We start from the raw sequence: 15044 nt of genomic DNA on the forward strand, positions 1-15044 counted from the left end.
GAAAAAAATATGGAAACAAAAACACCTAAACAAATAGTTAACTTACTTAATGAATATATAATAGGGCAGGATGAGGCCAAGAAAGCAGTTGCTGTTGCTTTGTATAATCGTTATCGCCGAATGCAACTGCCAAAGAAAATGCAAGAGGACATTACCCCCAAGAATTTGTTAATGGCTGGCCCTACTGGTGTTGGTAAAACAGAAATTGCCAGAAGATTGGCCGCAATTGTCAATGCCCCGTTTGTTAAGGTAGAAGCTACAAAATTTACTGAAGTTGGTTATGTGGGCCGTGATGTGGAATCGATGGTCCGCGATTTGGTCAATGAAGCGGTTCGTATGGAAGAAAAGGATCAATTTGACCGTGTTCGCCCTCAGGCAGCTAAAGAAGCCAATAAAATTTTAGTACGCTTGCTTGTACCCGGAATTAAGCGTGATAAGCGCAAGAATCAAATGCAGGAATGGCAAGACATGATGTCGATGATTATGGCGGCTGGTCAAAGCAATGATCAGACTGCGCCAGCAGATCAAGAAGAGATAACAGATGATATTCGCAATGAGAGATTGACTGTTTCAGAACAGTTAAATAAAGGTCTGCTTGAAAATCGTGAGGTTACAATCGAAGTTGACCAGGCTCCAAAGGTTAATCCGATGGGTGACATGATGGGGCAAATGGGAATAGACATGAGTTCAATGCTTAATGATTTAGTACCTAAGAAGAAAATCAAGCGAACACTTCCTGTCAAAGATGCCCGGGAAGTTTTAATTCAGCAAGAATCCCGCAAAATGATTGATTATGATTCTCTTTATCAAAAGGCAATTGAACGTACCGCCAATAATGGAATCATTTTTATTGATGAAATTGATAAGATTACAGCTGGCAACCAAAAAACTTCTGGAGAAGTATCGCGTGAAGGTGTGCAAAGAGACATTTTGCCAATTGTTGAAGGCTCAACAGTTCAGACGAAATATGGCCCGGTAACTACAGACCATATTCTCTTCATTGCAGCTGGCGCTTTTTCAGAGTCCAAGCCGAGTGATCTTATCCCCGAATTACAAGGACGTTTTCCAATTAGAGTGGAGCTTAATGCCTTGTCAAAAGATGACTTTGTCAAAATCCTTAAGGACCCTGAAGACTCATTATTAGAGCAATATGTAGCACTGATGAAAGCGGATGGAATTAAATTAGTTTTTACACAAGAAGCAGTAGAGCGGATTGCGCAAATTGCTTACGATGTCAACCAAGGAACAGATAATATTGGTGCCAGACGGTTGTCAACAATTCTTGAGAAATTACTGGAAGATGTCTTATACGAAGGCCCGGACATGACGATGGGAGAAATTACAGTAACTGAAGCATATGTTAATGAAAAACTTAGTGATATAATAACAAATAAAGATCTAACTAAGTTCATTCTTTAACAAAGGTGATGATTAAACATGAATTACACTATCAAAAATAGCATTCTTAAAGTTGAAATTGCTAGTAAGGGTGCTGAAGTGCAAAGTGTAAAAAGTTTACATAGTGGATATGAATATATTTGGCAAGCAGATCCTCAAGTTTGGAATAGACATGCACCTGTTCTTTTTCCCATAGTTGGAAGACTAAAAAATGACGAATACACTTACCAAGGAAAAACCTATCATTTAACTCAACATGGTTTTGCCCGTGATTTAGAGTTTAAAGTGGTAAGTCATACAAATGAAAGTATTACATTTTTGCTGACTGATTCTGAAACGACCCGGAAAGTTTATCCCTTTAAGTTTGAATTGCGGGTAAATTATAATTTACTCAATAATCTATTGGAAGAAAACTTTACCGTTGTTAACAAAACGGATGGCGAAATGATATTTGGTATTGGTGGTCATCCTGGATTTAACATCCCTACAAGTAATACTTTAACCAAGGAAGATTTTTACTTTAGTACCAAACCTTCTCGTGCACGTGTTCATATCCCTTTGAAAGGTGCATATTTGGACTGGCCTAATCGGTCATTGGCTTCTACTAACAGCTTAATTACTCTTAGCGATCATCTGTTTAAAAATGACGCGCTAATTTTTCAAATGCGGGGCCACGATAATAGGGTATCTTTAAAAACTGATGCTAATAATTTTCATGTAAATGTGTGGTTGCGAGATGCACCATTTGTGGGTGTGTGGTCACAATATCCAACAACTGCCGATTATGTCTGTATTGAACCGTGGTGGGGGATAGCAGACCGTGCTGATACCAACCAAAAGCTGGAAGAAAAATATGGTATGAATCATCTTGCAGCTGGAGGAACCTTTACAGCTGGTTTTAGTATGGCTTTCCATGATCAAGATGAATAATTTTTTAGTTCAAGATAGCAAAAGAGGAAGTACGAGACTTCCTTTTTTCATGCCTTAAAAATAAAAAACAAATATTGCGAACAAATGTTCATAAGTTTATAATGAAATAGCTAGCTGTTGAAGCTAGCCGTATTTATTTTAATGGTATTTATAGTTGGTGGTGTCTTTTCTTATACCAATACCACAAGCCAAAGGGAATTATGTTTTCTTGGTGCTGTAATAAGCGCTTAATATTGCTTCTGTGACGAATAAACAAGATAATCATGATGCAGCCGACAATAATTTCCAAAAAAACATCATGAAAAAAGAAAGTTGCAATAAATATCAGAACAACGGCAATCAGGCTTGAAAGACTTACATAAGACGTGATAAAAACTAATGGTAGAAAAATAAGAGCACAAATGCCGAAAAACTTGAGATTATAACCTAAAAAGAGCCCGGCACTGGTTGCTACAGCTTTTCCGCCCTTAAATTTGAGAAAAATAGAGAATGTGTGTCCCAAGATCGCCAGGCCACCACATATTAGCAGAACATATTTGGGCATATTAAGATGAAATATCCTGGGTAAGTTGGTAGCGAGGGTTCCTTTTAAAACATCAACGATGAGAACCACACTGCCGGCAAATGGTCCGAAGACGCGAAAAGAGTTGGTGGTGCCAATGTTACCGGAGCCATAGTCTCTAATATCTTCAGCAAAAAAGATCTTACCGACGATCACGCCTGTAGGAAATGACCCTATTAAATATGCTAGAATAAATATCAGAATTAAATTTAAATTTATCATTTTTATCCCACTCTCTTAAAGTCTAATGCTATTTTAGCAGAGATTATTGCGTTTGCGGGCTAAATAATAAATGATTTTTAACTGGAGGAGTCTATTTGGTTAAAACAAATAAAAAAATAAATTCTTATGATGACTCATCAATTCAGATTCTTCACGGTCTGGAAGCCGTGCGTAAACGTCCGGGCATGTACATTGGCTCAACCGATGTGCATGGCTTAAACCAGCTAGTCTACGAAATTGTAGATAACTCGGTTGATGAAGCAATGGCCGGATTCGGTAACGAAATTGATGTGACGATTCATAAAGATAACAGTGTAACGGTCCGTGACTTTGGCCGGGGTATGCCTACTGGAATGCATAAGTCGGGTAAACCAACTATCGAAGTCATCTTAACCGTTTTACACGCTGGGGGTAAGTTTACCGAGCAAAACTATAAAACTTCAGGTGGGCTTCATGGTGTTGGATCCTCTGTGGTTAATGCTCTTTCCAGTTATATGGCTGTCAAAGTTGTGCGAGAAGGCACTGCCTATGAAGAAGAGTTCAAAGATGGTGGTCATCCAGTTGGGACTTTAAAATGTTTGGGTAAAACTAAAGAGCCGACAGGAACTACCATTACTTTTAAACCTGATGAAAAAATTTTTTCAACAATCAGATATAAGTATGAAACTATTCAAGAGCGCATCAGAGAGTCTGCTTTTCTGTTAAAGGGTGTACGCTTTGTTTTAACTGACGAACGTGAACCCGAGCATCATGATGACTTTAAATATGATGATGGCATTAAAGCTTTTGTCTCATATCTCAATGAGGGCAAAGATTCTTTAAGCGATGTTTTTTATTTTTCCGGAAAACAAGATGAAATTGAAGTTGAGTTTAGCGGTCAATACAGTGACAGCTACTCAGAAAATCTGGTTTCTTTTGTTAATAATGTGCGCACTTCAGACGGTGGCACTCACGAAGTAGGGGCCCGTAGTGGCTTTACGCGTGCTTTTAACGACTATGCTAAAAAGCAGGGCTTGTTAGGGAAAAAAGATAAAAACATTGACGGGTCGGATTATCGCGAGGGCTTAAGCGCTGTGTTATCAGTCAAGATCCCTGAAGAGCTGTTGGAGTTTGAAGGGCAGACTAAAGGTAAACTGGGCACTCCGCAAGCAAGATCTGTTGTTGATGCAATCGTTTATGAAAAAATGTCATACTACCTGATGGAAAAAGGCGAGTTGGCGCAAGAGCTGGTAAAAAAGGCGCAAAGAGCAAGGGATGCTCGTGAAGCTGCCAAAAAAGCGCGCAATGAAAGTCGAAATGGTAAAAAACGGCGCAAAAAAGAAGTTCTTTCAGGTAAATTAACTCCGGCACAATCGCGTAACCCCAAAAAGAACGAATTGTTTTTGGTTGAGGGTGATTCAGCTGGTGGTTCCGCAAAACAGGGTAGAGACCGTAAGTTCCAGGCAATCTTGCCTTTACGTGGTAAAGTTTTGAACACCCAAAAAGCCAAGCTTCAGGATATTTTTAAGAATGAAGAGATTAACACTATGATCTATACTATCGGTGCTGGAGTCGGAACCGAATTTAACGTTGAAGACTCCAATTACGATAAGGTAATTATCATGACGGATGCCGATGATGATGGTGCCCATATCCAGATTTTGTTGTTAACCTTTTTCTACCGTTATATGAGGCCGATGATTGAACACGGTAAAGTTTATATTGCCCTGCCTCCTCTTTATCGTCTGCAAAAAGGTCGTGGTAAAAAGGCCCAAGTACAATATTCCTGGACCGATGAAGAGCTTGCGGCCGCTGAAAAGAAAATGGGTCGTGGTTATACCTTGCAGCGATTTAAGGGACTGGGAGAAATGAATGCCGAACAGTTGTGGCAAACAACCATGGATCCGGAAACCAGACTGCTTATTCGGGTCAAAATCGATGATGCTGCTTTAGCAGAACGACGTGTTACCACACTCATGGGAGATAAGGCTGGAGCCAGACGAAAATGGATTGAAGAGAATGTTAAGTTTAGATTAGGCGATAACACTTCAATTTTAGAAGAAGAAAATGAATAAAGAGGTTTTTGATTAATGGCAACAAAAGAACGAATTCGTGAAATGCCGCTTGAGCAGGTCATGGGTGAGCGTTTTGGCAGATATTCCAAATACATTATTCAGGAACGGGCCTTACCGGATATTCGTGACGGGTTAAAACCTGTGCAGAGAAGAATCCTTTATGCCATGTTCCAGGATAACAATACTTACGACAAACCATTTAAAAAAGCAGCTAAAGCTGTAGGTAATATTATGGGTAATTTTCACCCTCATGGTGACAGTTCAATTTATGGTGCTTTAGTTCACCTTTCGCAAGATTGGAAAATGCGTGAGCCTTTAATTGAAATGCATGGTAATAATGGCTCAATGGACGGGGATGGCCCCGCGGCTATGCGTTATACTGAGTCTCGTTTGAGTAAGATCTCCAACATGTTGCTGCAAGATATTGATAAAAATACAGTCAATATGGTACTAAATTTTGACGATACTGAATATGAGCCCACTGTTTTACCGGTACGCTTTCCTAATTTACTAGTTAATGGTTCTACAGGTATTTCAGCGGGCTATGCTACAGAAATTCCGCCACATAATTTAACCGAAGTAATTGATGCGACTATCTATTTGCTAAAAAATCCTAATGCCACTCTTAGCGATCTGATGCAATTTGTCAAAGGTCCTGATTTTCCAACTGGAGCAATTGTTCTGGGCGAAAAAGGCTTACGTGAAGCTTATGAGACAGGGCGTGGCCGAATACAGGTAAGAGCTAAATCTTCTATTCAAGAAATAAGAGGGCACCGGGAAGAAATTGTAATTACGGAAATTCCTTTTGCTGTTAATAAGGCGCTGCTAGTTAAGAAAATGGATGAAATCCGTCTTAACAGAGAAATTGACGGGATAGCTGAGGTCCGGGATGAAACTGACCGTCATGGTTTGTCAATTGTAGTCGAATTGAAAAAAGGTGCCGATGCACAAAATATTTTAAATTATCTCTTTAAAAATACTGAATTACAGGTTTCCTATAATTTCAATATGGTTGCTATTGATCACATGACGCCAATGCAAGTTGGCTTAAAGCATATCTTGTCCTCATACTTAGAACATGAAAAAGAGGTAGTTACCAAAAGAACTAAGTATGATTTAAATAAAGCTGAAGAACGTCTGGAAATTATCCAGGGTTTGATTCATGCCATGGACATTTTAGATCAAGTGATCAAAGTCATTCGCTCATCAAAAAATAAGGCTGAAGCTAAGAAAAATTTGTCCAATGAATTTGAATTTTCAGCTAGACAAGCAGAAGCAATTGTTTCTTTGCAATTATATAGACTTACTAATACCGATGTAGCTGCTTTAGTTAAAGAGCAAACGGAATTAAGCGAAAAGATAGCCCGTTTTAAGGAGCTTTTATCTAATAACAAAACTTTGGAAAAAGAAATAGTTAAAGAACTATCAATTGTTAAAAAAGAATTTGGCAATCCGAGAAGGACCGAAATTTCTTCCGCAAATGCTAAGATTCAAATTGATGAAAAAGCTCTAGTTGCTGAAGAACAGGTTCGTGTATTGATAAGTCGTGATGGCTACCTGAAAAGATCTTCTATCCGTTCCTGGCAGTCAAGTGATGATGAGGATAACGGCTTGCCAAGCGGGGATGATGTAGTATTTGAAAAAACAGTATCTACTTTAACCAATTTATATCTTTTTACCAGTCGGGGAAATGTCATTTACCGTCCGGTAAATGAACTAGTTGAGGCAAAGTGGAAGGAAACTGGCCAACATTTGTCTCAAGAAATTGGGTTAAATGATGATGAAAACATTATTCGTGTATTTGACCTCGACAACTTAAACCAAAATGTCAACTTTTTACTTGCTACCAATGATGGTTATATCAAACAATTACAATTAAGTAATTTGCAACCTACAAGGACTTATCATTCACGAGCAATTACAGCGATGAAAATGAAAAAATCAGACAGCATGGTTGTTCGCGTTGATTTAGTTAAGAATAACAGTAATGACGAAATAATTTTATTTACTCATAACGCATATGCTATTCGCTATAATTTGGTAGAAATTCCAGAATCTGGAGCCAAATCGTTTGGAGTAAAGTCTGTCAATCTTAAGCCTGCGGACTATGTCATTTCTTATATCTTAATAAATCCTAATTATCTTGACTTGGTTCATGTTGGCATAATTACACAAAGAGGGGCGTTTAAACAATTTAAAGCTAATCTGGTAAATAAAGTATCACGTGCCAAACGAGGGGTACTTGTATTACGAGAACTTAAAACTAAGCCACACCGCATTGTCGCGGTTACGTCTTATGGGCAAGATCATACTTTAATTGTAACCACTACGAGTAAAAGGCACATAAAGATCTTAACTAGTGCTTATCCGTTAGGCGACAGATACTCAAATGGTTCGTTTGTGATTGATACTACTAGTGATGGAGAACCAGTTAATATAAGACTGAGCAGGCCATCAGGCAATAATTAATTTTAGTTTATTTAATGATATCAATAAATTGTGAAAGTGCTTTATTGAATTACAATAATACTTTGACACAGAGGGGTTTTTGATTAATAATAGCATATATATAGAGCCATATTATTGTTAAGATAGAAGGAATAATATTATGCCTAAAACAGATACAATACTCTCAACCAAGTCCCTACATTATTTTTTGCAATTAATTGATACTATGAATTATACTCAGGCAGCTCAGATCCTGGGCATTACTCAACCGGCTTTAACTCAACAAATTAAGAAAATCGAGCATGCAATTGGAACGCCGTTATTTGGACAAATGGGTAAAAAGCTTTACCTAACGGAAGCGGGTAAGCAATTGCAAACTGGAGCGATTCAATTGCTTGGAACCATTAATTCTGTGGTTAGTGATATTCAAGAATTTACTCAGGCTGACAAGGGTAATATTGCAATAGGTGTTTTAGAAAGTGTTGATTCTGATCTGCTCAGACGGTTTTTGATTGAGTTTAACCAAAAGTTTCCGAATATTACTATTAGTGTCTCTTATTTTAAAAGGAAAGATCTTTGGTATAATCTTGATAATAATTTAATTGATTTAGGCTTGCTTTATGTTCCTGAAACTGCTAAGAAAAGTCAATCCAACATACAGAATCAGTATGAACAAATGAAGGTCACACAAGAGAGATTGACAATTTTGACACACAATTCTAATTTTGAGGCAAAAAGGGCATACCCAGTTTCCAAATTTTTAGGAAAAAATTGGGTACTTTATCCGGATAGTTTTTACTTAACTCAATTGTTAAAAGATAAATTAGGCTCAAAATTAAATGCTAAAAACGGGTTAAATGTTCCTTTAACCTTTACTTCGACAAAGCAAATGGTTGATACAGCGCAGGAAACTGATTATGATACAGTTGTAAGTGAATCATATTATCAACTTAACCAAGGCGAAATTGATTTAAAACCAGTATTTTTAAAAGGTGTTCCCAAATTTACAACCTCAATTATCTATCGCAAGGGTAAGAAAGAAGTTCCTCGGATTGAAAACTTTTTGGCCGAATTTAAAAAGTTTTTGAAAGTTTAATTCATCTTACAATCAATAAGACATAATCAATTATTTAAACTAAAATATAAATTTAAATTTTTTCTGGGAAGAAAAGGTTTTATTAGGTAAACTAGAAGATAAGTAAAAAAATTAAAAGAAACAGGGGAAAGTTAAATGGAAAAAGAATTAGTTTTTGGTCATCAAAATCCAGATACTGATGCCATAGGAACAGCGATTGCATATTCATATTTGCAAAATAAATTAGGCTACAATACAGAAGCGGTTGCTTTAGGTGAACCTAACGATGAAACAGCCTTTGCCTTAAAGAAATTTGGTTTTGAAGCACCAAGAGTTATTAAAACAGCTGCTAATGAAGTGGATAAGGTAATGCTTGTTGATCATAACGAACCGCAGCAAAGCGTTTCCGATATTGATAAAGTGACTGTAACACATGTTGTTGACCATCATAGAATTATGAATTTTAATACAAGTATGCCTCTGTTTTATCTTGCGGAACCTGTAGGTTGCACAAGTACAATTATGTATGGACTGTACAAGCATTTTAAGGTGGAAATTCCCAAAAATATTGCTGGAATTATGCTCTCAGCAATAATATCAGACACATTATTGCTGAAATCGCCAACTACTACTGAGAGAGATAAAAAGGCTGTTCAGGAACTTGCAGAAATTGCTAATGTTGATTACCAAAAATATGGTTTGGAAGAACTGAAGGCTGGAACCAATATAGCAAGTAAATCGGAAGAAGAATTAATTGATCTAGATGCTAAATCATTTGATTTGAATGGCAAGAACGTTCGGGTTGCTCAAATCAATGTAGTTGACTTACCAGAGGCTTTGGAACGTAAAGAGGCTTTCTTAAAGACAATGGAAGACTCTGCCAATTCTGAAGGCTACGATTTATTTATGCTGCTTATAACTAATGTACTTGACTCAGATTCAACTGCATTAGTTATAGGTTCAGATGAAGCTTTAGCTTCATTTGAAAAGGCATTTGGTGAGGTTAAGGATTCTGAAATCAGCTTGCCGGGTGTTGTTTCGAGAAAGAAACAGGTTGTGCCACCACTAACTGAAGCTTTTAAGTAATTTAAAAAACACGAAATAGATTTTCTCTATTTCGTGTTTTTTTAATCTTTATTAATTTCCTTAGCCAAAATGATGAATGATTTGCATACTCTTTCAGCTTTATCAGGTGACATTTTTCTAAGTTCATTAAGAACCTTCTTAATAAATACTGGAGTATTATCTTGATGATTTTCAACTTTAACTTCTTTAAAGCGATAGGCATTCATAATAATATCCGGTGTAGTGGTATTTAAGGCTCTGGCAATGGAGTCAAGCTTTTGAATACTTATATTCTGGTTTTTGGTACGCTCGAGACGGGAAATAAAATTAACCGACAAATCGCTTAATTCAGCGAGATCCTCCTGGGTTAATTTTTGTTCACGTCGCCTGCGACATATTTCTTTTCCTAAATTTATACTCATGGAATAAATTCAACCCTTTCAAAAAAATAATTCCATATTCTATAATAACAGATTAATTATAGAATTAAACATTAAAATAAAAAAATAATGAATAAAACACTTGCTTTTAGCAAAATTAAACTCAAACTAAATGTTTTAAACTATACCCCACATAGTATTGTAAGCTATTTTTTGGGAAAATAAAATAAAAAAGCACCAATTAATAACCTTAAAATGAAAAAGGAAAGAGTGGCAAATATTATATCAAAGACTGCTTTCGCTTGCTATGGCTGCGAGTAGAAAGACACTTGCTCAAAAAAAGAGCACGACTAAATGGGTTTATATATTTATCAAGCTTAGAAAGCGCTTTTATTTATATTTTTCCATATTTATGCTAGTTATTTTGAATATAGAAATTAACTGTGGATGGATTAACTATATTTTGGGGTAGTATGTTATAACTGTTCGGGTAATTCTTATATTGCAAGTTAAAATTAAAACTGAAATTTCTATTTCAATCATAAAAATACACTGTCAGTCTTTATCATAAAACTTTTAGCAAATTTTGAATATCAAGTAACTTTTTTAGCTCCAAGAGGGTGATTTAGGTTTGAGATATTTCAGCATGCCTAAGCAAGATATAACTTCGTATAATATATATTATGTAAAGTTATATTAGAAATTAAAGATAGAGGGCTGATGGACAAATACCTTGCTTAAATGTTCTAAACTAAAAATTTTTAATGCTCACACAAGTATTTAGAGTCTTTTAAAATTCAAAAACCGCTTAACTGATCTTTTAACAGCAATTAATTATCTTAGTATCAGTCAAATTTTTCTGACATAGGCAGATTTCCATATTCAAATTTAAAAAAATAATATGGAAACAACTAGTTTAAATTGTAAAAGTTTAAGCATTGAGTGTAAATCGTTAATGTAAATGGTAAGTTTAGTGTCTTTTTAATTGGTATAAAGAAAGTGTGCGATTTGCTGGAAATAGTAATTTGGTGTTACATTTGTTTTATTGCTTTCATTAAAATTATAGTTTTAACGAAAGCAATAAAAAATATCGCAGACAAAGTTTCATTTACATCAGACGTTAAAGCTCACAATTTAGCAATTAACGAGCAAAATTTTAAGCTGGATATATTAAATTTTGCTATAAATATGTTAAAGTATAGCTTTTAGATAAGCCTGCCTTCCCCCTCTTTAAAGCTACGCTACAGTCCAGATTTAATTACTTGAATTTCACTCCTAATGCCCCCCTAATTTTGTTCTGAATACTATACTTTATCTATTAATTATTGGATTTAAATAGTCAAATCACCCTCTTAATTTCCAGCAAATTAAACCGCAGTTCAATAATCTGTGCGATAAATGTACTTGAGCGGCTATCTGTTTGATTTTTCCCCTTTCTTTAAGGTAACCAAGAATAAAAAAGACAAACATACATTCTGATTTTGCTTTATAATAGAATACATAATTATTTCAGTCAGGAGAATTTTGCTACGTGGAAACCAAAAAATACTTAGATCTAATCGATGATGAATTAAAAAAAATGCCGGATTTTGTCAAAGATTATAACTTTGGCACCAATCATTCTTTAGCTACATCCTATCAATATTTAACAGAAATCAGACGTTTTTTTGATTGGCTGCGCCAAGAAGGCATTTCACAGGCAAAAAATAATCAGACAATTGAAACCAAAACTTTGGCCAAATTGCAACGCAATGACATTATGCTTTACATCAACTATTTAGGCCACGTCAAAAATAAGCAGGGTAATCTTAACTCCCCCACTACCATCAACCGTTCCATAAATGCGTTAAGGTCCTTGTTTAAGTTTTTAACCATAACTGCCGACAATATTAATGGTCAGCCATATTTTGAACGAAACGTAATGCTTAAAATTGATTCCCTCAATAATACTGAAACGCTGAACTACCGCGCACACGTCTTAGAATCACACATGTATACCGGCAAATTAAAGTATCAGTTTCTAGACTTTATTGCTACTAAGTATGAACTTCAATGCAATAAACATGCTCTACCTGGTTTTAAAGTTAATAAAGAACGTGATATGGCAATTATTGCATTAATTTTGGGAACAGGAATAAGGGTCTCAGAATGCGCAGGAATTGATGTTTCTGACATTAATTTTAAAAAGGCTACGTTAGACGTAACACGTAAAGGTGGTCAAAGAGACAGCGTTCCAATTGCCGAATGGACAATAATTTATATCAGACGATATCAAAAGATTCGCCAGGAACGTTATTCAGCCTCAAAAAAAGATGCAGCATTCTTTCTTACACGGTGGCACAATAAAACCAGAAGGATTACTGCCAGTGCAATTGAAAAGATGGTTAATAAATATTCAGCTACCTTTGGTCATCCACTTACCCCTCATAAATTGCGCCATACTGTGGCTTCAGAATTATATGGTGTGACTAAGGACCAGGTTTTGGTTGCTCAGCAACTGGGACAAAAAGGAACTTCAGCAACTGATTTATATACCCACGTTGATCAAAAAAAGCAAAGGGCTGCATTGAATGAGATTACTGAAGCTGATAAAAATAACAGTAAAAAACAAGCATAATCATGCTTGCTTTTTTGTTTATTCAAATCTGGTCTGCCAATTTGAGCTTTGGTTAGCCTCAAAGCACATTTTTATTTCTGCTAGAGAGTTTCGGGCTAGTGACAAAGCTGGCAGATTATCAAAGTCAAAAAATGAACATCTTTCAGTTTCAATATTATTGACAAATTTTCCTCCTAAATCTCTGCAGAGAAAAATAACATTGCATACATTGATAGCGCGTTCAACGCGCTTTTTGTCATGAATGTTAGTTGAATGGTTATTTATGGCAATGATTTGCTCAACCGCAATTCTATGTCCAGATTCTTCTTCTGCCTCCTTTATACAATTTGCTTTAACCGTCATATTTGGCTCACACCACCCGCCTGGCATTGACCATAAATTGTCGGTAGACTCTTTCACCAGCAAAATTTTTTGGTTATTAAAAATTGCTGCTCTGGTAGATACTTTAGGTGTCTGATAACCGTCATCACTACTAAATAACCCCTTAATCACATCAATCGGCTCACCAGTTTTAGCAGCCATCATCTTTGTTGCAATTTCTCTTATCTGCTGGTATCTTTCTCTATCAAAACGATCGTGGCCGTATTCAATGCCATCTTGAGCAATACTTTGTAGTTCTATTGCCCACCTTGATAGTTGGTCTAATTTTTTCATAAAAAGCCTCAATTTTTTAGCAAAAAAGCAGCCTCTCAAAGGTTGCTCTTACTTTGTTAAATCAATTTTATCAATATCTATCATCCAGCCAATGGCAAAAGATTTTTCTCCCAAATGTGTCGCAATAACCGGACTAAACTTCGTTACTGAAATATTTTGCTTGGGAAATTTCTCCTTTAAAAAGTCCTCTGCTTCTTCAGCTTGACTTTTATCATTAGAATCAATGATAAAAAGTTTAATTTGGTCTTTATAAGGCAACTTATCAATCTTTTCCACTGTCAAGCTTTTAATTTTGATAAAAGCTCGTTTCATAGATCGAATCTTATCAAATGCCACAATATCCCCATCTTTAAAAGTAAGCAGTGGCTTAATGTTCAGCATGGATCCAATAAAAGCAGTTGCATTGCTCAAGCGACCACCACGACTCAGATTTTTTAAATCGTTGACGACAAAAATCTCATCTATGGTTGATTTGATTTTATCTAATTTTGCCAGAATGGTATCAAGGTCAACACCATTCTTTATCATTCTGGCTGCAGCTAAAACCAAATTTCCCTGCAGACGAACTGTCATCCTTGAATCTATAGCATGTAGATTATATTTGGGATTGTTTTCCGATATATTACAAAGCGTCTGATAAAATCCTGAAATTCCGCTTGATAGTGTAATTGCGATAATAGCCTCATAACCTTCATCATATAAGCGATCAAAAAGACGAATTAAATCACCGCTACTAGGCTGAGAAGTCTTAGGAAAATCTGCTCCTTCTCTTTGCATCTTAAAGAGCTGGTCAGAAGTAATTTCAACATTTTCTAAGTACTCTTTTTGACCTATGATTATAGGAATAGATATAACAATAATATTGTTTTTTTCCGCCTCTTGTTTTGTTATGGCGCTGGTACTATCAGTAACTAAAGCAATCTTCATCTAACTTACCTTTCGCTTTTGTCTGTACAACATACAAGAATTATAGCATAAAAAAATAAGTGTTTCGACCATCAACTAGCAGAACAAATTATTTCTCACTTCTTTGCACTAATTCACTGAAAATATGGTTGAAAACGGCTACTTCTTGCTTGCTGATCCCGCGCAGTAGCGATTCTTCAATTTCTTTTAATACACGTTTTAATTGAACGACTTTTTGAAGTCCTGTTTCATTAAGCAAAACAGTTTTGCTTGAATCTCTCTCGGATCTTTTAACAGTAATAAAACTCACTGTTTTTTTCTGTTGTAATTGTCTGCTCAATGTCGATAGCGAAATTTTTAAGTTATCAGCTAAATCTCCCATTTTTAAAGCTGTATTGTCATTTTGATCGAAATATAACAAAATTCTTGTTTGTGAAAGATTTAAGCCACTTTTTTTGCTTATTTCGTTTTTTATATTGTCCGCTATTGTGCTAAAAGATAAAACATCCATTTAACTACCTTTTCTGATAAAAACAAAAATAATTTGTAAGCTAATATATAGAATGGTCACAATTTTAAAGACATTATTTTGAGAAACAATTGAACTTACCTGTATAGTAATATTATTTACTATTAATTTTAGCTTATAAACATTTATATTGATAACTTTAAATCTATATTACCAGTATATCAGTTTTTTGCAATAGCTGCTTTAAAAAGTAGATTTATAATT

12 protein-coding genes are annotated in these 15044 nt (G+C 35.6%); 7 read left to right on the top strand and 5 right to left on the bottom strand.

The genetic code is table 11. The features are described from left to right. Window positions 1-9: 9 nt before the first annotated feature. Together hslU and Q0R51_RS01390 are read left to right on the top strand one after the other, a co-directional pair. Window positions 10-1419, top strand: a complete 1410-nt coding sequence (gene hslU, locus Q0R51_RS01385; protein ID WP_122026042.1) for an ATP-dependent protease ATPase subunit HslU — start codon at window positions 10-12, stop codon at window positions 1417-1419. An 18-nt stretch (window positions 1420-1437) separates the two neighbouring features. Further along, on the top strand, window positions 1438-2328 hold the full coding sequence (locus Q0R51_RS01390) for an aldose 1-epimerase family protein (RefSeq protein WP_294756168.1): 891 nt from the start codon (window positions 1438-1440) through the stop codon (window positions 2326-2328). A gap of 148 nt (window positions 2329-2476) precedes the next feature. On the opposite strand, the gene plsY is transcribed toward Q0R51_RS01390, so the two are convergent. Beyond that, complete coding sequence (gene plsY / locus Q0R51_RS01395) at window positions 2477-3112, bottom strand: glycerol-3-phosphate 1-O-acyltransferase PlsY (protein WP_294756170.1); 636 nt, start codon at window positions 3110-3112, stop codon at window positions 2477-2479. A gap of 95 nt (window positions 3113-3207) precedes the next feature. Here plsY and parE point away from each other — a divergent pair, with 95 nt between their 5' ends. The 4 genes from parE (at window position 3208) to Q0R51_RS01415 (ending at window position 9775) form a co-directional block, all read left to right on the top strand. Next, complete coding sequence (parE, locus tag Q0R51_RS01400; protein WP_233557710.1) at window positions 3208-5166, top strand: DNA topoisomerase IV subunit B; 1959 nt, start codon at window positions 3208-3210, stop codon at window positions 5164-5166. A gap of 15 nt (window positions 5167-5181) precedes the next feature. Further along, entirely contained in the window at window positions 5182-7635 is a 2454-nt protein-coding gene (parC, locus tag Q0R51_RS01405) for a DNA topoisomerase IV subunit A (RefSeq protein ID WP_294756172.1), read from the top strand. Window positions 7636-7774: 139 nt separating this feature from the next. Next, window positions 7775-8710, top strand: a complete 936-nt coding sequence (locus Q0R51_RS01410) for a LysR family transcriptional regulator (protein WP_294756174.1) — start codon at window positions 7775-7777, stop codon at window positions 8708-8710. Window positions 8711-8845: 135 nt separating this feature from the next. Further along, entirely contained in the window at window positions 8846-9775 is a 930-nt protein-coding gene (locus Q0R51_RS01415; RefSeq protein WP_294756175.1) for a manganese-dependent inorganic pyrophosphatase, read from the top strand. A gap of 41 nt (window positions 9776-9816) precedes the next feature. Here Q0R51_RS01415 and Q0R51_RS01420 read toward each other — a convergent pair whose 3' ends face one another. Further along, window positions 9817-10176 carry a helix-turn-helix domain-containing protein gene (locus tag Q0R51_RS01420; protein WP_034979176.1) on the bottom strand — a complete coding sequence of 120 codons (360 nt, stop codon included), beginning with the start codon at window positions 10174-10176 and terminating at the stop codon, window positions 9817-9819. A 1489-nt stretch (window positions 10177-11665) separates the two neighbouring features. Here Q0R51_RS01420 and xerS point away from each other — a divergent pair. Then, a complete protein-coding gene (gene xerS / locus Q0R51_RS01425; protein WP_294756177.1) occupies window positions 11666-12751 on the top strand; it encodes a tyrosine recombinase XerS in 1086 nt (361 codons plus the stop codon). Between the two features lie 18 nt (window positions 12752-12769). Here the strand turns inward: xerS and Q0R51_RS01430 are convergent, their stop codons facing one another. From Q0R51_RS01430 to Q0R51_RS01440, 3 genes are all read right to left on the bottom strand, one after another. Further along, window positions 12770-13405 carry an NUDIX hydrolase N-terminal domain-containing protein gene (locus tag Q0R51_RS01430; RefSeq protein ID WP_294756178.1) on the bottom strand — a complete coding sequence of 212 codons (636 nt, stop codon included), beginning with the start codon at window positions 13403-13405 and terminating at the stop codon, window positions 12770-12772. Window positions 13406-13453: 48 nt separating this feature from the next. Beyond that, window positions 13454-14332 (bottom strand): DegV family protein, encoded by an 879-nt coding sequence (locus tag Q0R51_RS01435; RefSeq protein WP_294756179.1) that lies wholly within the window; start codon window positions 14330-14332, stop codon window positions 13454-13456. A gap of 88 nt (window positions 14333-14420) precedes the next feature. Beyond that, on the bottom strand, window positions 14421-14822 hold the full coding sequence (locus Q0R51_RS01440; protein ID WP_294756180.1) for a MarR family winged helix-turn-helix transcriptional regulator: 402 nt from the start codon (window positions 14820-14822) through the stop codon (window positions 14421-14423). Window positions 14823-15044: the final 222 nt, after the last annotated feature.

This window comes from uncultured Lactobacillus sp. (assembly GCF_946477725.1).
In the GTDB taxonomy this organism is placed as follows: Bacteria; Bacillota; Bacilli; order Lactobacillales; family Lactobacillaceae; genus Lactobacillus.

Bases quoted from the DNA above. Each gene is read 5' to 3' on its own strand.
- hslU (WP_122026042.1), top strand. From the start codon at position 10: ATGGAAACAAAAACACCTAAACAAATAGTTAACTTACTTAATGAATAT.
- Q0R51_RS01390 (WP_294756168.1), top strand. From the start codon at position 1,438: ATGAATTACACTATCAAAAATAGCATTCTTAAAGTTGAAATTGCTAGT.
- plsY (WP_294756170.1), bottom strand. From the start codon at position 3,112: ATGATAAATTTAAATTTAATTCTGATATTTATTCTAGCATATTTAATA.
- parC (WP_294756172.1), top strand. From the start codon at position 5,182: ATGGCAACAAAAGAACGAATTCGTGAAATGCCGCTTGAGCAGGTCATG.
- Q0R51_RS01410 (WP_294756174.1), top strand. From the start codon at position 7,775: ATGCCTAAAACAGATACAATACTCTCAACCAAGTCCCTACATTATTTT.
- Q0R51_RS01415 (WP_294756175.1), top strand. From the start codon at position 8,846: ATGGAAAAAGAATTAGTTTTTGGTCATCAAAATCCAGATACTGATGCC.
- Q0R51_RS01420 (WP_034979176.1), bottom strand. From the start codon at position 10,176: ATGAGTATAAATTTAGGAAAAGAAATATGTCGCAGGCGACGTGAACAA.
- Q0R51_RS01430 (WP_294756178.1), bottom strand. From the start codon at position 13,405: ATGAAAAAATTAGACCAACTATCAAGGTGGGCAATAGAACTACAAAGT.
- Q0R51_RS01435 (WP_294756179.1), bottom strand. From the start codon at position 14,332: ATGAAGATTGCTTTAGTTACTGATAGTACCAGCGCCATAACAAAACAA.
- Q0R51_RS01440 (WP_294756180.1), bottom strand. From the start codon at position 14,822: ATGGATGTTTTATCTTTTAGCACAATAGCGGACAATATAAAAAACGAA.